At 62.3% G+C, this 19,652-nt stretch carries 18 protein-coding genes; 6 read left to right on the top strand and 12 right to left on the bottom strand.

The genetic code is table 11. The features are described from left to right. From ACLI1C_RS18720 to ACLI1C_RS18710, 3 genes are all read left to right on the top strand, one after another. The coding region (locus ACLI1C_RS18720; RefSeq protein WP_411399066.1) for a TOBE domain-containing protein at positions 1–397 on the top strand (397 nt) is incomplete at its 5' end. 3 nt (positions 398–400) lie between these two features. Next, entirely contained in the window at positions 401–1,684 is a 1,284-nt protein-coding gene (locus tag ACLI1C_RS18715; RefSeq protein ID WP_411399065.1) for a Gfo/Idh/MocA family protein, read from the top strand. Between the two features lie 48 nt (positions 1,685–1,732). Then, positions 1,733–2,455 (top strand): GntR family transcriptional regulator, encoded by a 723-nt coding sequence (locus ACLI1C_RS18710; RefSeq protein ID WP_411399064.1) that lies wholly within the window; start codon positions 1,733–1,735, stop codon positions 2,453–2,455. On the opposite strand, the gene ACLI1C_RS18705 is transcribed toward ACLI1C_RS18710, so the two are convergent. The 5 genes from ACLI1C_RS18705 to ACLI1C_RS18685 are packed head-to-tail and all read right to left on the bottom strand — an operon-like array spanning position 2,435 to position 7,620. Further along, positions 2,435–3,175, bottom strand: coding sequence for an ABC transporter ATP-binding protein (locus ACLI1C_RS18705; RefSeq protein WP_411399063.1), 741 nt, complete (start codon positions 3,173–3,175; stop codon positions 2,435–2,437). The genes ACLI1C_RS18710 and ACLI1C_RS18705 overlap by 21 nt on opposite strands. Then, positions 3,172–4,026 carry an ABC transporter ATP-binding protein gene (locus tag ACLI1C_RS18700; RefSeq protein ID WP_411399062.1) on the bottom strand — a complete coding sequence of 285 codons (855 nt, stop codon included), beginning with the start codon at positions 4,024–4,026 and terminating at the stop codon, positions 3,172–3,174. The genes ACLI1C_RS18705 and ACLI1C_RS18700 overlap by 4 nt, the downstream gene beginning before the upstream one ends. After that, entirely contained in the window at positions 4,019–4,939 is a 921-nt protein-coding gene (locus ACLI1C_RS18695; protein WP_411399060.1) for an ABC transporter permease, read from the bottom strand. Before ACLI1C_RS18695 ends, ACLI1C_RS18700 begins: the two co-directional genes overlap by 8 nt. Further along, positions 4,939–5,985 carry an ABC transporter permease gene (locus tag ACLI1C_RS18690; protein WP_411399059.1) on the bottom strand — a complete coding sequence of 349 codons (1,047 nt, stop codon included), beginning with the start codon at positions 5,983–5,985 and terminating at the stop codon, positions 4,939–4,941. The genes ACLI1C_RS18695 and ACLI1C_RS18690 overlap by 1 nt, the downstream gene beginning before the upstream one ends. Before the next feature lie 33 nt (positions 5,986–6,018). Further along, the gene (locus ACLI1C_RS18685; RefSeq protein WP_411399058.1) at positions 6,019–7,620 is read right to left on the bottom strand and encodes an ABC transporter substrate-binding protein; all 1,602 of its coding nucleotides are present in this window, start codon (positions 7,618–7,620) and stop codon (positions 6,019–6,021) included. A gap of 148 nt (positions 7,621–7,768) precedes the next feature. On the opposite strand from ACLI1C_RS18685, the gene ACLI1C_RS18680 reads away from it, so the two are divergent. Together ACLI1C_RS18680 and ACLI1C_RS18675 are read left to right on the top strand one after the other, a co-directional pair. Then, on the top strand, positions 7,769–8,704 hold the full coding sequence (locus ACLI1C_RS18680; RefSeq protein ID WP_411399057.1) for a dihydrodipicolinate synthase family protein: 936 nt from the start codon (positions 7,769–7,771) through the stop codon (positions 8,702–8,704). Next, on the top strand, positions 8,701–9,840 hold the full coding sequence (locus ACLI1C_RS18675; RefSeq protein ID WP_411399056.1) for a mandelate racemase/muconate lactonizing enzyme family protein: 1,140 nt from the start codon (positions 8,701–8,703) through the stop codon (positions 9,838–9,840). Before ACLI1C_RS18680 ends, ACLI1C_RS18675 begins: the two co-directional genes overlap by 4 nt. Positions 9,841–10,132: 292 nt before the next feature. Here the strand turns inward: ACLI1C_RS18675 and ACLI1C_RS18670 are convergent, their stop codons facing one another. From ACLI1C_RS18670 to ACLI1C_RS18645, 6 genes are read right to left on the bottom strand one after another with little or no spacing between them, the layout of a single operon-like run. Next, positions 10,133–12,019: a CocE/NonD family hydrolase gene (locus tag ACLI1C_RS18670; RefSeq protein ID WP_411399055.1), complete on the bottom strand. Its 1,887-nt coding sequence runs from the start codon at positions 12,017–12,019 to the stop codon at positions 10,133–10,135. 34 nt (positions 12,020–12,053) lie between these two features. Further along, entirely contained in the window at positions 12,054–13,628 is a 1,575-nt protein-coding gene (locus ACLI1C_RS18665; protein ID WP_411399054.1) for an ABC transporter substrate-binding protein, read from the bottom strand. A 15-nt stretch (positions 13,629–13,643) separates the two neighbouring features. Then, the gene (locus ACLI1C_RS18660; RefSeq protein ID WP_411399053.1) at positions 13,644–14,681 is read right to left on the bottom strand and encodes an ABC transporter ATP-binding protein; all 1,038 of its coding nucleotides are present in this window, start codon (positions 14,679–14,681) and stop codon (positions 13,644–13,646) included. Beyond that, the gene (locus tag ACLI1C_RS18655; RefSeq protein WP_411399052.1) at positions 14,678–15,646 is read right to left on the bottom strand and encodes an ABC transporter ATP-binding protein; all 969 of its coding nucleotides are present in this window, start codon (positions 15,644–15,646) and stop codon (positions 14,678–14,680) included. The genes ACLI1C_RS18660 and ACLI1C_RS18655 overlap by 4 nt, the downstream gene beginning before the upstream one ends. A gap of 1 nt (position 15,647) precedes the next feature. Then, positions 15,648–16,568, bottom strand: coding sequence for an ABC transporter permease (locus ACLI1C_RS18650; RefSeq protein WP_411399051.1), 921 nt, complete (start codon positions 16,566–16,568; stop codon positions 15,648–15,650). Further along, on the bottom strand, positions 16,565–17,539 hold the full coding sequence (locus ACLI1C_RS18645) for an ABC transporter permease (RefSeq protein ID WP_411399049.1): 975 nt from the start codon (positions 17,537–17,539) through the stop codon (positions 16,565–16,567). Before ACLI1C_RS18645 ends, ACLI1C_RS18650 begins: the two co-directional genes overlap by 4 nt. 194 nt (positions 17,540–17,733) lie before the next feature. On the opposite strand from ACLI1C_RS18645, the gene ACLI1C_RS18640 reads away from it, so the two are divergent. Next, entirely contained in the window at positions 17,734–18,666 is a 933-nt protein-coding gene (locus tag ACLI1C_RS18640; RefSeq protein WP_411399048.1) for a LysR family transcriptional regulator, read from the top strand. Between the two features lie 138 nt (positions 18,667–18,804). Here ACLI1C_RS18640 and ACLI1C_RS18635 read toward each other — a convergent pair whose 3' ends face one another. Next, positions 18,805–19,437 (bottom strand): tyrosine-type recombinase/integrase, encoded by a 633-nt coding sequence (locus ACLI1C_RS18635; protein WP_411399047.1) that lies wholly within the window; start codon positions 19,435–19,437, stop codon positions 18,805–18,807. Positions 19,438–19,652: the final 215 nt, after the last annotated feature.

The raw sequence follows: 19,652 nt of genomic DNA, 5'->3' as shown, positions 1-19,652 counted from the left end.
ACTCGAGCTCTACAACAATCCCAAGAACCTGTTCGTGGCCGGCTTTATCGGCTCCCCCAAGATGAATTTCCTGACCGCCGCCGAGGATGGCGCTGGGCTCAAGGTGGCGGGCAATATGCTGCAGCTGCCGCGCGCCGTGGCCGGGGCAACCACGCTGGGCGTGCGTCCCGAGCACATCACGCTGCTTGAAGGCCACGGCATCAAGCTCGCCGATGTGCGGGTGGACCTCGTCGAAAACCTGGGCGGACAGACCGTGGTCTATGCCACGACGGCCGACAACCAGCCGATCAATATCGTGCTGGAAGGCCAGCGCGCGGTGGAGCTTGGCTCGACCGTTGCCGCCTATATCGACCCGGCACGCATCCATCTGTTCGATGCACAGGGACAGGCGATCTAGGCCATGAGATACGCAATCGTGGGGACCGGTGGACGCCACCGCATGTTCCGCAAGGCGATCACCGAGACCTATGCGGCGGAGAACGAACTGGTGGCGCTCTGCGACATCGATGCGCATCGCCTGCAACTGTCGGCCTCGACCATCGCCAATTCAGAGGGCATTGCGCTTTACGGGGCCGACGAATTCGACACCATGATCGAGCGGCACCGCCCCGACTGCGTGGTGGTGACGACGCCGGACTTTCTGCATCACGTCTATATCGCCAAGGCGCTGCGGGCGGGCTGCAATGCGATGACTGAAAAGCCGATGACGACCGACCTTGAACGGCTCAAGACAATCGTCGAGGCGCAGGCCGAGACGGGAAAATCCGTCGCCGTCACCTTCAACTATCGCTACTCGCCCGCCCGTACCCAGCTCAAGGAATTGCTACTGTCGGGAGCTATCGGCGAGATCACCGCGGTGGATTTCCGCTGGCATCTCGACCGCGTGCACGGGGCCGACTATTTCCGCCGCTGGCACCGCGAAAAGTCCAAATCCGGCGGACTCCTGGTACACAAGGCGACGCACCATTTCGACCTGATGAACTGGTGGGTCGGCTCGCACCCCACCAAGGTTCATGCCACTGGGCGCCGCGCTTTCTATACGCCGCAGACCGCCGACAGCCTCGGTCTGACGCGACGCGGCGATCGTTGCCGCACCTGCCCGCAATTTGATGAATGCGACTATCATCTCGATATCGCGGCGGACGAAGCGCTGAGCGCGCTCTATCTCGATGCTGAAAATGCCAGCGGCTATATCCGCGACCGCTGCGTTTTCGCCGAGGACATCGACATCGAAGACACCATGCAGGTGCAGATCCAATACGACAATGCCGTCACGTGCAACTATACGCTCAATGCCTATAGCCCCTGGGAAGGCCTTGAGATCAAATTCTATGGCACCAAAGGCGAGCTCAACCACCGCCATATCGAGGTGCACGGCGTCTTTGCTGGCGAGCGCAACCGGGCGGTGGACGACAACGTGACAACCGAGCTGCACCTCTTCGGCCAGCATCCCGAGCGCTTGCCGGTCTGGGAAGGAAAGGGCGTGCATGGCGGGGCGGACCCGATCATGCTCGGCTATCTCTTCGCGCCGCACACCATGCCGCCGGACAAGTATAATCGCAGTTCGGACCAAGTGGCTGGCGCCTGGTCGATTTTGACAGGGATTGCCGCGAACCGGTCGATCGAGACGGGGCAATCGATTGATATTGGCGCGATGCTCGCCGAACGTGGCCTTGTGCTTTGAACCCAGCCGGTTGAAATAGATCGATTGCGCCGTTCCGGAGACTTAGACATGCAGGACCACGCTGTAGCCCGACTTGAACGGTTGGACCCCAAGCTGACGATCACCCTGCGGGACCACGTTCACAAAGCCCTGCGGCTTGCGATCCTCTCCGGCCGCTATGCCCCGCAGGAACGACTGAACGAACGGCAGCTGGCCGAGGAACTGGGGGTCAGCACCACGCCGCTCAAGGAGGCGATGCGGCAGCTGGAAAGCGAAGGCCTGATCGCCACACTCCCGCGGCGCGGCGTCATCGTGCTCTATAGCCGGACCTGGGCCGAGGAAATGATCCTCGCGCGAGCCGCGCTGGAATCCATGATTGCCCACCTCGCTGCGCGCCGCATCGACGACGCCGCGCGACGGAGCCTTGAGGTCACCATGGCTGCCATGACCGAGGCAACCGAGGAGCTGGACCCCGACCGTCTGATCGCGCTCAACGAGCAGTTTCACGACCAGATCCACAAGGCGTCCGAATGCCTATATCTGGGCAAGTTGATCGAGCGGCAGCGCTTCTACGATGCTGGGACGCGACGCATCATCCATTCGGACCCTGAGGAAAAGGCCCGTGCTCTGGCCGAACACAATGCCATCGGCAGGGCGATCATCGAGCGCGACATCGAGGGCGCTGAGCGCGCCATGCGCGACCATGTCGTGCGCTCGGGCGATCATTATCTCCGCCTCGTATTCCGCAACAGCGACCGGCCGAGTTCGGCGCTAAGCCCCGTCGCGGAGTAGTTTTGTATAGTCGTTTTCGACCGTGCCGGCGATCAGCCGGTCGCGGTCGGTAACCTCGACAAACCGCCCCTCGCGCATCACGGCGATGTCGCTGCACATATGTGCGATGACCGCCATGTCATGACTGACCAGAAGATAGGTCAGCCCTTGGTCGCGCTGTAGTGCCTTGAGCAGGTTGAGGATTTCGGCTTGCACCGAAACGTCGAGGGCAGAAGTGGGCTCGTCGAGCAGCAAGAGCCTGGGCGAGAGGATCAGCGCCCGTGCAATGGCAACACGCTGGCGCTGGCCGCCCGACAGCTGGTGCGGATAGCGATAGCGGAAACGCTGCGGCAGACCGACCTGGTCGATCACGTCGGCAATGCGCTTGTCGCGATCCCCAAGGCCGTGGATTTCCAATGGCTCAAGGAGCGTCCGCTCGACCGTGTGGCGCGGATGGAGCGACCCATAGGGGTCCTGGAACACCATCTGCACCTGGGCTCTTTGCGCGAGGGTGCGCTTCGGGGAAAGCGGCGTGCCGTCGATGGTGATCTTGCCCGTCCAGTTGCCGACGCGGCCGGCAATGGTCCCCATGGCGGTCGACTTGCCGCAACCGCTTTCACCGACAAGGCCAAAGGCCGAGCCCGCCGGAATATCGAACGAGATGCCGTCCACGGCACGAAAGGCGCCAGCATGCTGGCCGAAGGTGACGACGAGATCCCTGACGGAAACCGAGGCGGTCATGGGCGGAGCTCCAGCCAGGCCGGGTCGCGCTTGAGCACCTGGAGCAGGTCGCGCGGGGCGTCCATGCGCGGCAAAGCATGCAGCAGGCCTTTGGTATAGGGATGGGTCGCCGCGTCGAGCTCGGCGGCTTTGATGGTTTCAACGATCTGGCCGGAATACATGATCAGAGCGCGATCGCAAAAGCGGCGAACCATGTTGAGATCATGCGAGATGAACATGAGCCCGATGCCGCGCGAAACGATCAGTTCGTCGAGCAGATCAAGGATCTGGCCGCGCACCGAGACATCGAGCGCCGACGTGGGTTCGTCGGCGATGATCAGGGTTGGGGAGGCGACCAGCATCATGGCGATCATGATGCGCTGGCCCATGCCGCCCGACACTTCGTGCGGATAAAGACCATAAACCCGCTGCGGATCACGGATACGGACCTGTTCGAGCATGCTGAAGGTCCGCGCGCGGGCAGCGGACTTGCCTTCGCGCAAATGCAGACGCGCCATTTCGGCGATCTGGTCTCCCACGCTCATCACTGGATTGAGCGAATATTTCGGATCCTGGAGGATCAGGCCGATGCGCCGCCCACGCACCGTCTGCATCTGCTTTTCGCTGGCGCGCAACAGGTCGACATCCTCGAACTGCAACCTATCCGCAGCGATGGTGGCGCTCGGCCCGAGCAGGCGCATAATGGCGCGGCCGGTCATGGACTTGCCCGACCCGGACTCACCGATTACGCCGACCTTTTCCCGACCGATGGTGAAGGATACACCGCGAACCGCCTCGATTGGACCGGCCAATGTGCTGAATTGCACACGCAGGTTCTGCGCTATCAGCAAAGGCGAAGTCTGGTCATGCATTGCGGGGATCCAGGATATCGCGGAGGCCATCGCCCAGAAGGTTGAAGGCAAGGCTGACGAGTAGAATTGACAGACCCGGAATGGTGGTAAGCCACCAGGCATCGAGCAGGTATTGGCGGCCCGAAGCGGCCATCTGGCCCCATTCCGCCGTTGGTGGCTGAACGCCAAGACCCAAAAAGCCCAGGCCCGCGGCGGTGAGGATGATGCTGGCCATATTGAGCGTCAGGCGCACGACGATGGACGGCGCGCAGATTGGCACGATATGGCGCCAGAGAATGCGCAGGAGCTTGGCGCCCTGCAGTTCGGCGGCGGTCACATAGTCGGCGTGGCGGACGGTCATGGTTTCGGCGCGTGCCAGGCGGGCAATGGGTGGCCACACGGTCAGGGCGATGGCGATCACTGCATTTTCGATGCCAGGACCAAGCGCAGCCGAGAACGCGAGGGCAAGCACAAGGCCGGGGAACGCGAGGAAAATATCGGTGATGCGCATCAGGACGATATCGACCCAGCCACCGAGATACCCGGCAGTGGCGCCGACGATAAAGCCAATGGGCGCCACGATGACGGTTACGAGGACGGTCGTGTAAAGCGTGGTGCGCGCGCCAAAAAGGATGCGGGAATAAACGTCGCGGCCATAGACGTCCGTGCCGAACCAATGGGTGCCCGAGGGGGGCTGCAGGGCCTGCGACAAGTCCTGCGCGTTGGGACTATAGGGCGCGAGGAGCGGTGCAAAAATGGCTATGAGTACGAGGAGGAGGATAACGATGGCACCAGCCAGGGCCAGTGGATTGGCAAGCAGCGACAGCCAGAACCGATAGGCGCCGCCAAGGCGGGCCTGCCGGGTGGATGTCACGTCGTCACTGACCAGCCAGTCATGCAGGCTCTGGCCCGGGGCGGAAGTTTCGGCAGACATCAGCGGGTCCTCGGATCGACGAAGCGATAGACGACGTCGGACAAGAGATTGATCACAATGGAAAAGAGCCCGATCACCAGTACTGCGCCGAGGACGGCGTTCATGTCCGCATAGAGCAGCGCCGTGGTCAGGTACTGCCCAAGGCCGGGCCAGGCGAACACGGTCTCGATCAGCACAGTGCCTTCGAGTAGGCCGCAAAAAGCCAGGGTGACGATCGTCAGCAATTGCACGCGGATATTGCGGAAGGCATGGCCCCAGACGACACTGCGCCTGGGCAGGCCCTTGGCGCGGGCGGTCAGCACATATTCCTGGCCCAACTGTTCGAGCATGAAGGAACGGCTCATGCGGCTGATATAGGCCATCGAGGCATAACCCAGGATCAGGGCTGGGGTGATGAGGTGGTGGAGGGCGCTCCAGAACACCTCCCATTCGCCGGCAAGGATGGAGTCGAGCAGCAGAGACCGCGTGGGGCCTTCGACGAGGCCCTCATTGTAGATGTCGATCCGACCGCTGCCCGGTATCCAGCCCAGTTGCGCATAGAACAGCAGCAAGACCAGCGTGCCGAGCCAGAAGATTGGCGTCGAATAACCGACAAGGCCAACGACGCGGGCAACCTGGTCGATCCACTTGCCCTTCTGCGTGGCGGCAACGATGCCCAGCGGAATGCCCAGACCGGCACCGATGAGAATGGAGAGCCCGGCCAGCTCGATGGTCGCGGGCAGGACGCGCGCCAGATCGAGGATCACGGGGTTCTTGGTGAGGTGCGATTGGCCGAAATTGAGGGTCACGACGTCGCGCAGGTAGTTGAAGAACTGCATGTATATGGGCTGATCGAGTCCCATCATGACATAGACGCGCTGATAGGTTTCCCGGTCGGCCTGGTCGCCGATGACGGCGATGACCGGGTCGGCCGGGACGAGCCGGCCGACCACGAAGGTGATGACGAGGAGACCGAACAGGGTCGTGGCGATGATAGCCAGTGACGCAGCCAGCTTGCGGGAGGCAGAAACAAGCCCCGGCATGGCACTCGATGGGAAGTTCGACATCGCTGGACCCTGTTCGATAGGAGGTGTTGCTCGTTAGGACTTGGTAACCGTGTCCCAGCGCGTCAGCCAGGTTGAGTGACCGACATAGCCCTGCACATTGTTGCGGATGGCCTTGGCATCGGTGCGCTGGAACGACGTGATCAGCGCTGGCGAAGCGGCTAGATAGGCCTCGTTGATCGAGGTGTAGATCGCTTCGCGCTTGGCCTGGTCCGGCTCGTGCGCTGCGGCGATCACCTGCTCCTGGATTTCGGCGGGAACATCCCAGGCCGTGCGCCAGGCATTGATACCGGTAAGCTGGGCTTCGTCCGAATTGTCGGCATTGGTCGCATAGGACTGCAGCACGGCATGCGGATCGGGCAGACGATCACCGGAACGGGCCGAGAAAACCTCGAACTCGCGGCCGCGGAACTTGCCGATATGGTCCCCGATCTGCAGATCGAGCGTGATGCCGGCTTCGGCGGCATTGGCCTGCAGCGACTGGGCGACTTCGGCTTCGGGCGTCGCGGGGCTGGCATAATAAGTGAGCGAGAAGCCATCGGCGTGACCGGCTTCTGCGAGCAGTTCCTTGGCCTTGGCGATGTCGAGCTTATAGGGATTGTTGTCGATGGCGCCGACAAGGCCAGCGGGCACGATGGTCTGCTGCAGGTTGCCATAATATTTCATGACGCCATTAGCCAGCCCCTCATAATCGATGAGGTAGCGGAAGGCCTCGCGCACCTGCGGCTTGGCGAGTATCTCGTTTTTCTGGTTGAGGGCGAGATAGTAAAAGCCAAAACCGGGCGTACGCTGGACGGTGGCGACATCGCCATTGTCGAGCGAGGCAAGGTCGGTCGATGACAGGCGCGAGGCGATGTCGATGTCGCCCGCTTCGATCTGGAGGCGCTGGCCGGACGATTCGGGCAGGTGACGCAGCAATACGCGCTTCATGGCCGGAGCGCCCTGCCAGTAGCCGTCAAAGGCTTCGGCGATCAACAGGTCATTGGCGCGCCAGGTGCGCAGGGAATAGGGGCCGGAACCGGCGTCGCTGGTCTGAAGAAATTCGCCACCCATATCGCCGTCCTTGTCCTTGTCGGCAAGGAAGACGCTATCGACGATCGAGGTCGAGAAGCTGGCCAGCGCGTAAAGGATGAGGTTGGCGTTCCACAGCTCGGGCGTCTGAAGCACCAGCGTCGTGTCGTCGGTCGCGGTAATGAGGCCATCGACGTTTTCAGGGGTAAAACCCCACTGCTTTAAGTCGACGGCAGGCGCCAAGCCGCGCTTGACGAGGCGTCGCAGCGACCATTCGACGTCCTTGGCCGTCAGCGGATTGCCCGAATGGAAGGTGACGCCGGAACGAATTTTGAACGTGAAGGTCAGACTGTCCTCGCTAATGGTCCAGCTTTCGGCCAGTCCAGGCTGCGGGTCTGCGAGGTTGTCGGCCGGCAGGACGATCAGGCGTTCATAGAGGTTGGCGACGACCTCGGCCGCTTCGAGCTGGTTCAATTCATGCGGGTCGAGACCGCGCATGGACGACATGTCGAGGCCGATCACCAGTTGATCGGGGGGCGTTGCGGCGAGGGCCGCAGCCGAATGGGCAACAACTGCGGCGGCAACGCCGGCCATCAGGGCGCCCTTGAGCATAGTACGACGATCCATACGAACCTCCTCGTTCGCGGCCCAGTCTGCTGAATTGCATCTGAAGCCCCTTGAAATCTGATATTTCAATGTTCATAGATTGGGTCAGCCGTCAATGAGGTTCGTACATCACGAGTCCAAGTCGGGTTTCAGTAATTGAGGAGCGGTCATGTCGGACGCCATAATTAAAGTACGCGCTGCGCTCGGAGGTGTTTCGGGTGTTCCGGTGACTCCCTACCTGGCAGACGGTGCGATCGATCCACACGGGCTGGCGAGCCTGATCAGGCGGCTGTCGCGCCGTGGCGTGCATAACCTGATGGCCGCGGGCAATACGGGTGAGTTCTTCGCACTGTCGCTAGACGAGATTCGCGAGGTCCATGCGGTGACCATTGAGGCAGCCAGGCAGGGCACCAGCATTGTCAGCGCCGCTGTCGGCCGCTCGCTGGTCGAGGCCAAGGCACTAGCTCGCGACGCCATCGCCGCCGGCGCCGACGCCATCATGGGCCATCATCCGATGGACCCGTTTGCTGCTCCTGCGGCGCAGGCGCGCTACTTTCTGGAATTGGCCGAGACATCGACCATACCGGTCATCGCCTATGTCCGATCCGACACTTTGTCCGTCAGCGATTTCAAGTTGCTGGCCGGGCACGCCAATATCGCAGGGATCAAATTCGCCTCGGCCAATCTGATGCTGCTGGCCGAGGCCATCCGAGCCACGGCCGACCTGCCCGCCATATGGGTCTGCGGGCTGGCCGAAGGCTGGGCTCCAGCATTCTATGCCATGGGCGCCCGGGGATTCACGTCGGGTCTGGTCAATGTGTTCCCCGATCTGTCGCTGTCGATCCTTGCTGCGCTCGAAGAAGGTGATTTTGCCAGAGCGCGCGAGCTGATCGCACCGATCGCCGGGTTCGAAGCCCTACGCACCAAGTATCTCAATGGCGCCAACGTCACTGTGGTCAAAGAGGCCTTGGGCATACTCGGCGAAAGCGTCGGTCCAGTGCGCACGCCCGGTATGGAGGCGCTCAACGAAGACGAGCGAAGTGCGCTTCGCGAGATTGTTTCGCGGGTTAAGGCGAGCGAGCCTCTGCGCGGGTCCTTGTCATGAAGATCACCGCCATTAAGTCCTACATGCAGCGCGTCGACGACCGGCCGCGGCTCCTGGTCAAGATCGAAACCGATGAGGGCGTATCGGGTTGGGGCGAGGCCTATAATCATGGTCCTGATTGGGCGTTGCCACCCATCCTTGACTACATGTTCAACTACCTCGTCGGCGAAGACCCGCGCCGCGTGGAGTATCTGGTTCTCAAGCTCAATCAGCAGTGTCGGTTCCCGCCCGGTGCGCTCGGCCTGGCGGCAATTTCTGTCATCGACCATGCGCTTTGGGACATCGCGGGTAAGGCCGCGGGCCTGCCGGTCTATATGCTGTTGGGGGGCAATGTGCGCGACCGGGTGAAGGTCTATTGCGGCGTCTACACCGCGCCCGACCCTGAGCGTGCGCTCGACCAGACAACCGAACTCAACGAAAAATACGGCTACACCGCTTTCAAGTTGAGCCCTTACCGACGCGACCTGCACAGCAGCCGCTGGGGTGAACTGGTCAAGGAAACTGGCGACTATTTCGGTCGTGTGCGGGAACTGACGCCGAGTCACTTCGAATTTGCCTTCGACGCCCACGCCAAAATTTTCGAGCCCTACCAAGCGGTGCAGCTTGCGCAAGCCATCGCTTCTTATGATCCCTATTTCTATGAGGAGCCAATCCGTCCGGAACACATTCCTGCCTGGAAGGAGCTCAAGTCCAAGGTTGCGGTGCCCTTGGCAACTGGCGAGTCTCTGTACAACCGCTTCGAGTTTTTGGCACTCCTGTCCGCGCAAGGCGTCGACATTATTCAGCCTGACATCTGCGTGGTCGGCGGCGTCAGCGAAATGCGCCGTATCGCTACTCTGGCGGAAGCGCACTACGTGACAGTCGCGCCGCACAATCCTATGGGTCCGCTTGCGACAGCGGTGAACATCCACTTCTGCGCAGCCCAGCCCAACTTCAAAGTGCTGGAATTCAAGCCGCATATCCATGCGCCTTGGGCCATTGACCCCTATATTCCCGTCGATGGGCACATGGAATTGCGTCCCGACCGCCCCGGCTGGGGAATTGAGATCGACGAGAAGGTTCTCGAGAAGGACGATTATGTTCATTGGGAGCGCAAGGTGACGCGCAAGCCCGACGGGTCTACCGCTTATCCCTAGACATCTCTCGGCAGGTCGCCGAAGCGCGTCTCGGGCTCCAGGACTTCGCGCGATCGCTTTGCGCATGGTATCACCCCCAACGCTAACGGCTCCGTGGCACAGGCGGCGAATTGTGGCTTCGTCCCAGTAGTATGAGCCGCCGACATTGGCAGCCAAGCGACGTCTGCTTACGGGCAGTCGCCAATGTTGCAGTAATGGCCGAAATGGGGCGCGAAACCGCCTCGCCTATTGAGGGGATAAGCAGCCTGGTCGGAGCGTTCCAGATGCTGCCCAGCTTGGTACCCTTGATCAATCATCCATTTTGGCGGATGACCGACAGACTGACGTGAGAGGAATGGGTCGCATTCACCAGTACGGCATTGCGGGCGACCCGCTGTGTTCGGCCCATGCCTTCGGGAGCGCCGGTGTTTGGATTGACGTCATATTTCGGGAAGTTCGACGAGGAAATTTCGAGCCGGATGCGATGTCCGGCCTTGAACAGGTTCGCCGTGGCAAACGGCTCGATGGTAATCTCCATGATCTCGCCGGGCAGGCATGGCTCCGGCTGTTCGAACGATTTCCGATAACGGCAGCGGAAAATGCCGTCAGTGAGGATCAGCGCAAAACCGGTGGGATAGTCGGCGCTCGGCGGATGCACGTCGATCAGCTTGGCGGTGAAATCGGTATCGGGGCCATCGGTGGTTACATGCAGCGTCACAGTAACGGGACCGACAATCGCCGTGTCTTCGGCCAGCGGGTCGGTCTCAAAGCTGAGCACGTCCCGTCGCGCCGATAGCGGCAGGCCTGGACGCGTGCAGCCATAGAAGCGCGGCGCCTCGCGCTGGTCGAAGCCGCCCCCCTCAAAGATTGGTTGACCGCTGGTGAGCGCGCCGCCAATGGTCGGCACTGGGTTTGATGGGTCAAAATCATAGACGAGTGGTGGTACATCGGCAGCCGGTGGGGCTGCCGTCAGCCGCCCATCGGTATGCAGGTACAATCGCAAGGTCTCTGCCTCGGGCACCGGCCAGGCAGCGGCGCTGATCCAGCGCCCGCCATGGTCGAGGCGGCCATCGGCGGTCTTGCGGCCCGAGCCGCCACCCATCAGGAACAGGCGTACCGCCGGGTCGGCGTCAATGCCATTGTCGCGCCCCAACAGCCAGCGGTCGAACCAGTGCCGGCGATATTCCAGCCAGCTCGGCGCCACATTACCGCCAATCGGGGCATTGTCGCCGAACGAGACATCGCCGGCGAAGGTGGTGTTGCGATTGCCGTGCAACCCCGGCCCCATCATCAGGCTGAGGTGGCGCGTGCCCGGCAGCGACAGGCCTTCGTAGTTCTCGAAAGTGGTCCTTACGTAAGCGTCGTACCAGCTCGACAGCAGGGCCACGGGAATGTCGGGCAGCGTGTCATAATGACCGGCGGCATAGAGGCCGATCTGCTTCCAATAGTCGTCGAACGTGCCGCGGCGCCACTGGTCGAGCAAGTAGCTCTCATATTCGGGAATCCAGCGGACCGGGGAACGTCCTTCGGCCCAGGGCATGGCCTTGAACCAGGCGTGCAAATCCTCCGCCTCCAGCGCCGAGCGCAGCAGGGGATCGCTCTGCGCCTGGGCGCTTTCATGGGCATTGTTATAGGCCCAGGTGGCCTGCTTGAGCTCGAATGCCCCGCCCTGGCGGATGCCGCAGGTGAAGGCGTTGGAGAAGCCTCCCGAATCCAGGACCATCGTGGCCAGTCCGGGCGGGTTCAGACAAGCCAGCGCCATTTGCGTGTGCGCAGCATAGGACAGGCCCATGGTGCCGATCTTGCCGTTGCACCAGGGCTGTTCGACGATCCAGGCCAGGGTATCAAACCCGTCCGGTCCCTCGGCCAGATATTTGGTGAACTCGCCTTCCGAGCCATATCGGCCCCGACAATCCTGGTAAATCACGACATAGCCATGCCGCACGAAGTGGCTGGCCACCTCGCTGCGGGTCATCGGTCGGTCCATGCCAACCTCGATTTCCGAACGTGAACGCTCGGACTTGCCATAGGCTGTCCGCTCCAGAATGACCGGGAGCGGACCTGCCAATGGGGTGCCGGCTTTGGCGGGACGATAGATGTCGGAAGCCAGACGAATTCCGTCCCGCATCGCGACCATCACGTCGCGATGCACGAAGACACCATCGCCCACCAATTCGGGCTCGGGAAGGTTCGTCGTCATGGCCTTGTCCATCATCGCCTCGGCACCTTCCAGCCTATTCGGTCACGCTGGCATACATGGCGAGCGTGTCCTCGAGCTTGTTGGCGACAAAGCCGATGCCATCGCGGCTGGCCCAGGTGACCTCGGGCCAGTAGAGCGGCAGGATGGCGTGCTCGCCAAAGGCGATGTCGGCTGCCTCGGCCAGTAGAGTGTTGCGCTTGTCGGGATCGAATTCCGCCAGGGCCTCACGCATCTTGGCGTCATAGTCCGGGTTGGAGTAGCGCATGCGGTTGAACGAGCCGGTGCCGGCATCGGCGTCGTTGGTCATCAACACATTGGTCATGCCAGGCGCCGAAGTGGGCGTCGTGGTACCGAACGAGAAGATGAAGGCGCTGAACTCCTGGTTGCCGGCGGCCGTGGCATAGACGTTATAGGGCTGGGTGACGATGCCGTTGACCGTCAACCCGCCGCGCGCGAACAACTGACCGATAGCCTGGGCGATATCGCCATCGCCAGCGAAACGATCATTGGAGGAATGCACGGTTATGCCAAATCCGTCCGGGAAACCCGCCTCGGTCAGCAGGGCCTTGGCCCCTTCGAGGTCGATGGTGTCGATTGGCAGATTGGTCGAATGCCCACCAATGCCCGCGGGAACCAGTTGGCCCGCCGGCTCGCCTGCGCCAGTCAGGATGCGGTCGATCAGCAGTTGGCGATCGATCATCTTGGACAGAGCCTGACGCACGCGCGCATCCTTGAGTGGGTTAGGATTGAGCGGGGCACCATCGGCGCCCACGATCCACGGGCTTTCGTCGCGCGCGCTGTCGAGACCAAGATAGATGATGCGGGCCGAGGCTGTGGAATGCAGTGCAATGCCATCCACCCCTTCGAGGGTCGCCTTGTCGGCTGGCGGCACGGCATCGATCAGGTCGACGTCGCCGGCCCGCAGCGCAGCGACCCGCGCTGCGGCGTTGGAAATCAGGCGGAAGGTTACATTCTCGAATTCCGGAGCATCGCCCCAGTAGCTCTCGTTGGCGGCAAGGGTTAGCCGGTCCCCCGGCACCCATTCCACGAACTTGTATGGCCCCGTGCCAACCGCCGCCGCACCGCTGTTGAAGTCGTCAATGGTCGCCGTCTCTGCCGCGGCCCTGGAGACGATGTAAACCAGGCCAGCCAGTTCCATGAATTGCGGCGTCGGCTTGGTGGTGGTGAACCGCACCGTCAGCGGATCGATCACTTCCATCGACTCAAGCGGCGCCACATTGGCGGTGAAGGGCGCGGGGCTATTGGGGATATCGCCGGCGCGTTCGAGCGAGAACACCACGTCTTCGGCGGTAAAGGGCGAGCCGTCATGGAAGGTTACGCCTTCGCGAAGCTTCACCTCCCAAGTCAGTTCATCGACGTTTTCCCAGGACACGGCCAGCGAGGGCTGGATAGCCAGGTTCTCGTCCGGCTCGACCAGCCGGTTGAAGACGTGCTGGGCGGCTTGCTGGCTGTTGCCAGTGCGCGAGAAATGCGGGTCGATGGCTGCCGGTTCGGTGGACAGGCCCACCGTGAGGTCGATGGCAAAGGCGGCGGAGCTGAGGCTCGTCGACAGGACGAGGGCGGCAAGTGCGGAGCGCAGTCGATTCATTGGTCGTTCCCTTCCTTAGGTGGTTTCGTGCAAGGCACTGGTGTTGCGCGCCGTTGGCGGCGCGTCGTTGAGGTGGCAGGCGCTGACATGGCCTGGTGCGATCTCGCGCAGCACCGGCCGCTCGACGCGGCAGCGCTCGAAGGCGTGCGGGCAGCGGGGATGAAAGTGGCAGCCGCTGGGCGGATGCAGCGGTGACGGGATCTCGCCCTTGACCGGCCGGAACACCCGCCGCCGCTGCTTGACGGTCGGCATCTCGGCCAATAGCGCCTGGGTATAGGGATGGTTGGGACGGGCGAAGAACTCGTCCGCATCGGCGCTCTCTACGATACGGCCGAGATACATGATCGCGACGCGGTCGGAGATGTGCTTGACCACACCCAGATCGTGACTGATGAACAGATAGGTCAGCCCCAGCTCTGTCCGCAGATCCATGAACAGGTTGAGGATCTGCGCCTGGATCGAGACGTCCAGCGCTGAAACCGACTCGTCGCAGATCAGGAAGCGCGGCCGTACCGCCAGCGCCCGGGCAATGCCGATGCGCTGCCGTTGACCGCCAGAAAACTGGTGTGGATAGCGGCTGGCATAGGATGGATCGAGCCCGACGCGCCCCATCAGTTCGGCAACCATGGCGGCGACATCGCCGCGCCGCACCATGCCATGGGCAAGTGGTGCCTCGCCGATGGCCTGCGCCACGGTCTTGCGCGGATTGAGCGAGGACATCGGGTCCTGGAAGATCATCTGCGCGGCGAGTTGGGCCTGCCGGGTCTCGGCGGCCGAAAGCTCGGCCACGTTACGGCCCTCCCAGAAGACATCGCCCGACGAGCCGGGATGGATTCCCGCGAGGACACGGCCCAGCGTGGACTTGCCGCAACCGGATTCGCCCACCAGCCCGAGGACTTCGCCCGGCCGGATCGCCAGGGAGACGCCATCCACGGCGTGAACGGTGCGTTCCTCGAGCCCGGCGCCAAACAGGTTAGCGACACGCTCGGCGACATCGAGCCTGGTCGTGAAGCGCTTGGACAGGTCTCTGGCTTCGATCAGGGGCTGGGTCATGGTGCGGCCTCTGCCTGGGGGTGGAAGCAGCGCCAGGCATGGTCTCCGGCAATAGTTTCAGCCGGCTCGGTGGCGCAGATTTCGGTGGCCGCAAAGCAGCGCAGGCGGAAGGGGCAGCCCGATGGCCGGTTGACCGGGGACGGCGCCATGCCGGGTATGGTTGCCAGCGGCTCGCCGCGCTCAAGATTGGCGGGAACCGAGCGCATCAGGCCAATAGTGTAGGGATGGACAGGGTTATCGAGCACGGTATCGACCGAGCCGGATTCGACGATGCGGCCGGCGTACATGACGGCGATCTTGTGAGCGAGGCCAGCGACGACGCCGAGATCGTGGCTGATCCAGATCAGTGACATGCCGAAGCTCTGCGACAGTTTCTGGATTTCGAACAGGATCTGGGACTGGATGGTGACGTCGAGCGCGGTGGTCGGCTCGTCGGCGATGATGAGATCAGGTCGGTGCAGCAGGGCGATGGCGATCGCGACGCGCTGGCGCATGCCGCCCGAAAACTGGTGCGGATAGGCGGCCAGCCGCTCCTCGGGCGACGGGATGCCGACAAGGCCGAGGGCCTCGACGGCACGGCGCCGCGCCTCCGCCTTGTCCACCCTGTCATGCGCACGCACGGTCTCGACCATCTGGGTCTCGATCGAGAGCACGGGGTTGAGCGTCATCATCGGGTCCTGGAAGATCATGGCGATCTTCTTGCCGCGAATGGCTCGCATCTCGCGCTCAGAGCGACCGACAAGGTCCTCACCCTGGAACAGGATGCGGCCATTGGTGATGCGGCCGGGCGGATCGACTAGGCCGAGGATGGAGAACCCGGTGATTGACTTGCCGGAGCCGGACTCCCCAACGAGGCCAAGGATTTCTCCGCGCTCGACGGAGAGGGAGACGCCATCCACGGCCTTGGCGATGCCGGCGTCGCTGAAGAACTGCGTCGAAAGATTTTCGATGGTGAGCGTTGTCATCTCAGCGCCCCACGAAGCGGGGATTGAGCACTTCGCGTAGGCGATCCCCGACGATGTTGATGGAAAAGACCAGCACCAGCAGCAAAAGGCCCGGATAGACGCTGATCCAGTACTGGCCCGATAGCAGCGTCTGGTAGCCATTGGAAATCAGCAGGCCCAGCGACGGCTCGGTGATCGGCAGCCCGATGCCCAGAAAGGATAGGGTTGCCTCGGCCGAGATGGCGCTTGCCACCTGCAGCGTGCCGACCACGATGATCGGCGCCATGCAATTGGGCAGCATGTGGCCGAACAGGATACGGCGTTTGGAGAGCCCCAGCGATACCGCCGCCTCGATATATTCCTTGCCGCGTTCGATCAGCGCGGCGGCGCGGACGGCGCGGGCAAACTGGGCCCACTGCACCAAAACCAGCGCCAGTACGACCTTCCACATGCCTTGCCCCAGCGTCGCCAGCAGCATCAGCGCGACCAGGATAGCCGGCAGGCCCAGCATCAGATCGACGACGCGCATGATTAGGGCATCGATGCGCCCGCCGAAATAAGCGGCGACCAGGCCCAGCGCCGTGCCGATCAACAGCGCAACCACGCCCGAAAGCAGGCCGACGACAAGGCTGGTCCGCAACCCGTAGATCATGGCGGAGAGCATGTCCCGCCCCTGCCCATCGGTGCCCAGCAGATAGACCGAGCCGGTCATGGATGGAGACATTGGCGGCAGTCTTGCATCGAAGAAATCGATCGCCGCCAGGTCATAAGGGTTCTGTGGCGCCAGCCAGGGGCCGAAGGTGGCGATCAGCACAAGGGCGATGCACAGCACGGCCGCGACCAGCGCCTTTGGGCTGGTGACAGTGCCGTTGAAGGCCCGTCCCATGAGGGTGTCGGAGGATGGCAGGCGCCAGGCGCGCCGTGTGATCGGCTGGTCGGTCATTGTGCGTCCCTCAGCCGGATACGGGGATCGAGCAGCGAGTAGACGATGTCGACCAGGAGGTTGATCAGAATGAACATTGCCACCACGACCAGCAGGTAGGAGACGACCACCGGCCGGTCGAGCACCATGATGGAGTCGATCAGCAGCTTGCCGATGCCCGGCCAGGCGAAGATGGTTTCGGTCACAACGGCGAAGGCGATGACCGAGCCGAACTCCATGCCCACCACCGTCACAACCGGGATCATGATGTTCTTGAGCACATGCACCAGCACGACGCGGCGTTCGCTCAACCCCTTGGCCCGGGCAAACTTGATGAAATCGAGCGGCATGGTTTCGCGCACGCCGGTGCGGGTCAGCCGGATCACCAGGGCCAGCTGGAACAAGGCCAGATTGACCGCCGGCAGGATGAGGTGGGTTACGCCATCCCAGGTGGCCAGGCTGGTGGTGATACCCAGTATCTGCCCGGTGTCGCCACGCCCGCTGGCGGGCAGCCAACCGAGCCCGACTGAAAAGATCATGATCAGCATCATGCCCTGCCAGAAATTGGGTAGGCTGAAGCCGAGAATGGAGCCGGTCATGATGGTTTCGTCTGTGATCGAGCGCGGCTTGAGGCCGGCGATCAGGCCGAGCGGAATGCCCAGGACCAGCGCAATGCCAAGGGCGAGGAAGGCAAGTTCTAGCGTGGCCGGCAGCCGGGCGAAGATCAGCCCGATGGCCGGCTGGTTGAAGACAAAGGAGCGGCCGAAATCACCCTGCAACGCATTGGACAAGAACACCCAGTACTGCTCGGGCAGCGAGCGATCGAGCCCCAGGGCCACAATGGCTGCCTGCCGTTCCGCCTGCGTCGCGTCGGAGGCGATCAGGATGTCGATGGGGTTGCCAATGGCATAGACGCCCAGAAAGACGATGAGCGAGGTGGCCAGCAGGACGCCAAGGCTCTGCAGGATGCGGCGGATGATGAAGACCGTCATCCTCGTCCCTCCGCCGTCGCATCAAACCCGAACCTACCCATCACAGTCCCCTTGGTCGCGCGGCGCACCCGAAACGCGACAACTGGATGACAGCTAAGGAGCTTTGGCGGGAGCGCGCAATCTTATGAAGTTTGCGCATTGCCCAATGCATAAATGGGCTAGGGTCGGAACCGTCCCGCACTCCAGGTCCCGCAATGACGCCAAAGCAACTCGACGTGTTTCGCGCCGTAATGTCCACGGGTTCGACAATTGGTGCGTCGACAGTGCTCAAGCTGTCGCAATCAGCCATCAGCCGGCAGCTCTCCGGGCTTGAGGCCGAGATCGGGTTTGACCTGTTTCATCGCGACCGCGGCAGACTGGTGGCCACGCCGGAGGCTCACCTGCTGTCTCAGGAAGTTGGAGAACTCGCCGATGTGTTGGCCCGACTCAAACGGCGCACCGACGAGCTGGGTGCCGGCCGGTTCGGCAAATCCTTGATAAAGATGGGGTTTCCTCATTCGATGACGACCACCGTGCTGCCACGGCTTATCCGCGACTTTTTGGGTGAAGCCAAGGAGATCAGCGTCGAACTGGTGGCCGGACCGTATGACTATATTGAGCGTGCCGTGATGGGTCGCACCGCCGATTTCGGCTTCGTGCGTCTGCCCACCGAGGATCTGGGATTCGAAGTGATGCCCTTGCTGTCCAGCGGCATGCTGTGCGCCGTGCCTGCGGACCATCACCTGGCCGCGCAGGAGCGGATCGGGGCCGAGGATCTGGTGCGCACGGATCTCGTGCTGCTCGGCCGGCTTCGGCATAACCGCCAGGAGATCGAGGAACGCCTGCGCAACGCTCAAGGCAATGTGCAATGCCGGGTGGAAACCCATTCGGTGGAATCGAGCATTGCCATGGTCGCCGAGGGCGTGGGCATTTCAATCGTCCCCTCGCTGATCGGCAGCTTCATCAATTCGGATAGGGTTCGACTGATCCCGCTTGAGCCCGAATCGTGGAGCGACTACGGCATAATCACCCTGCGGGACTCGCCTCTTTCGCGACCGATGCGCCGCTTTATCGACATGCTTCGGGAAACGCTTCTGAGCCAGGCCCGCCTGACGAGGCCAATCACCGTCGCGCCTGGTGGCCAATAGCAGAGGTTGGCCGCTGGCTGCCTCTGGCGGCGTACTTCTGTTAGGTCCGCTTCTAGGAGCGAGCCACTCCCTATTGAGCGACCGATAAGGGGCGCTTCGCCGACTCCACCGGGATCTTCGTCGGCGAAGTCCCCGAGGTCAGATTTCAGTGGCCTCTGCCAACGAAAGAGCGTCGTCAACGTCCACACCTAGATATCGAACGGTGTTCTCGATCTTGCTGTGGCCGAGCAGTATCTGGATGGCTCGCAGGTTTCCGGTGGCCTTATAGATGAGTGATGCTTTGGTTCTGCGTAGCGAGTGGGTGCCATACTCTTCAGGCGTCAGGCCGATAGCCGTCACCCACTCGTCGACAAGCCTCGCATATTGGCGGGTGCTCAAGTGACCGTTCGAAATAACCCGGCTCGGAAAGGCGAAGTCGTCCAATGTGCCGCCGCGTCGTTCGAGCCAAGCAAGCAGGCTGGCCCGGGTGTCAGGGGATATCTCGAACTGGACCGGTCTTCCCGTCTTTTGCTGAATCACCATGGATCGAGTGCGGATCGCCGCACCAGCCACGAGCGTGCCGATCTTGATCTTCACCAGGTCGCAGCCTCGTAGCTTGCTGTCCACAGCGAGGTCGAAGAGTGCCCGGTCCCTCATCCTGCCTTCGCGGTCGAGAAAGAAGCGGATCGACCAGATCTGTCTGACTTTCAAGGCGCGTTTCGCGCCAACCTGTCTGCCGGCATTCCAGGCAGGCCTACCTGCCGCAGCAGGGTCGTATTGTGAGATACCCATAACCTTTCTCCTTCGGCCAAAGCGGCCGCTGGATGAACGATTATGGCAACCTGACTGGCGGCGAGCGACCCCACTTCAGTCATTACACATATCAAGACCTTACCTGAAAAGCGGACCTCTGCTTGTGATGGGTGTTAGTGGCTGCGGTAGCCAAAAGATCGACCTAGCTTCGCATTTGCTGCTGCCCAACAAATGATGATCCAGCATATCTGCTC

This window comes from Devosia sp. XGJD_8, assembly GCF_046614475.1.
GTDB lineage: Bacteria > Pseudomonadota > Alphaproteobacteria > Rhizobiales > Devosiaceae > Devosia.
Note: the sequence above shows the minus strand (reverse complement) of the source record. Positions and strands in the feature narration are given on the sequence as shown.

What these genes read in the sequence shown, in the direction of transcription:
- ACLI1C_RS18690 (WP_411399059.1), bottom strand. Translation starts at nt 5,985, where the DNA reads ATGTCGAACTTCCCATCGAGTGCCATGCCGGGGCTTGTTTCTGCCTCC.
- ACLI1C_RS18700 (WP_411399062.1), bottom strand. Translation starts at nt 4,026, where the DNA reads ATGCATGACCAGACTTCGCCTTTGCTGATAGCGCAGAACCTGCGTGTG.
- ACLI1C_RS18635 (WP_411399047.1), bottom strand. Translation starts at nt 19,437, where the DNA reads ATGGGTATCTCACAATACGACCCTGCTGCGGCAGGTAGGCCTGCCTGG.
- ACLI1C_RS18705 (WP_411399063.1), bottom strand. Translation starts at nt 3,175, where the DNA reads ATGACCGCCTCGGTTTCCGTCAGGGATCTCGTCGTCACCTTCGGCCAG.
- ACLI1C_RS18710 (WP_411399064.1), top strand. Translation starts at nt 1,733, where the DNA reads ATGCAGGACCACGCTGTAGCCCGACTTGAACGGTTGGACCCCAAGCTG.
- ACLI1C_RS18715 (WP_411399065.1), top strand. Translation starts at nt 401, where the DNA reads ATGAGATACGCAATCGTGGGGACCGGTGGACGCCACCGCATGTTCCGC.
- ACLI1C_RS18650 (WP_411399051.1), bottom strand. Translation starts at nt 16,568, where the DNA reads ATGACCGACCAGCCGATCACACGGCGCGCCTGGCGCCTGCCATCCTCC.
- ACLI1C_RS18680 (WP_411399057.1), top strand. Translation starts at nt 7,769, where the DNA reads ATGTCGGACGCCATAATTAAAGTACGCGCTGCGCTCGGAGGTGTTTCG.
- ACLI1C_RS18645 (WP_411399049.1), bottom strand. Translation starts at nt 17,539, where the DNA reads ATGACGGTCTTCATCATCCGCCGCATCCTGCAGAGCCTTGGCGTCCTG.
- ACLI1C_RS18655 (WP_411399052.1), bottom strand. Translation starts at nt 15,646, where the DNA reads ATGACAACGCTCACCATCGAAAATCTTTCGACGCAGTTCTTCAGCGAC.
- ACLI1C_RS18640 (WP_411399048.1), top strand. Translation starts at nt 17,734, where the DNA reads ATGACGCCAAAGCAACTCGACGTGTTTCGCGCCGTAATGTCCACGGGT.
- ACLI1C_RS18670 (WP_411399055.1), bottom strand. Translation starts at nt 12,019, where the DNA reads ATGACGACGAACCTTCCCGAGCCCGAATTGGTGGGCGATGGTGTCTTC.
- ACLI1C_RS18660 (WP_411399053.1), bottom strand. Translation starts at nt 14,681, where the DNA reads ATGACCCAGCCCCTGATCGAAGCCAGAGACCTGTCCAAGCGCTTCACG.
- ACLI1C_RS18695 (WP_411399060.1), bottom strand. Translation starts at nt 4,939, where the DNA reads ATGTCTGCCGAAACTTCCGCCCCGGGCCAGAGCCTGCATGACTGGCTG.
- ACLI1C_RS18685 (WP_411399058.1), bottom strand. Translation starts at nt 7,620, where the DNA reads ATGGATCGTCGTACTATGCTCAAGGGCGCCCTGATGGCCGGCGTTGCC.
- ACLI1C_RS18675 (WP_411399056.1), top strand. Translation starts at nt 8,701, where the DNA reads ATGAAGATCACCGCCATTAAGTCCTACATGCAGCGCGTCGACGACCGG.
- ACLI1C_RS18665 (WP_411399054.1), bottom strand. Translation starts at nt 13,628, where the DNA reads ATGAATCGACTGCGCTCCGCACTTGCCGCCCTCGTCCTGTCGACGAGC.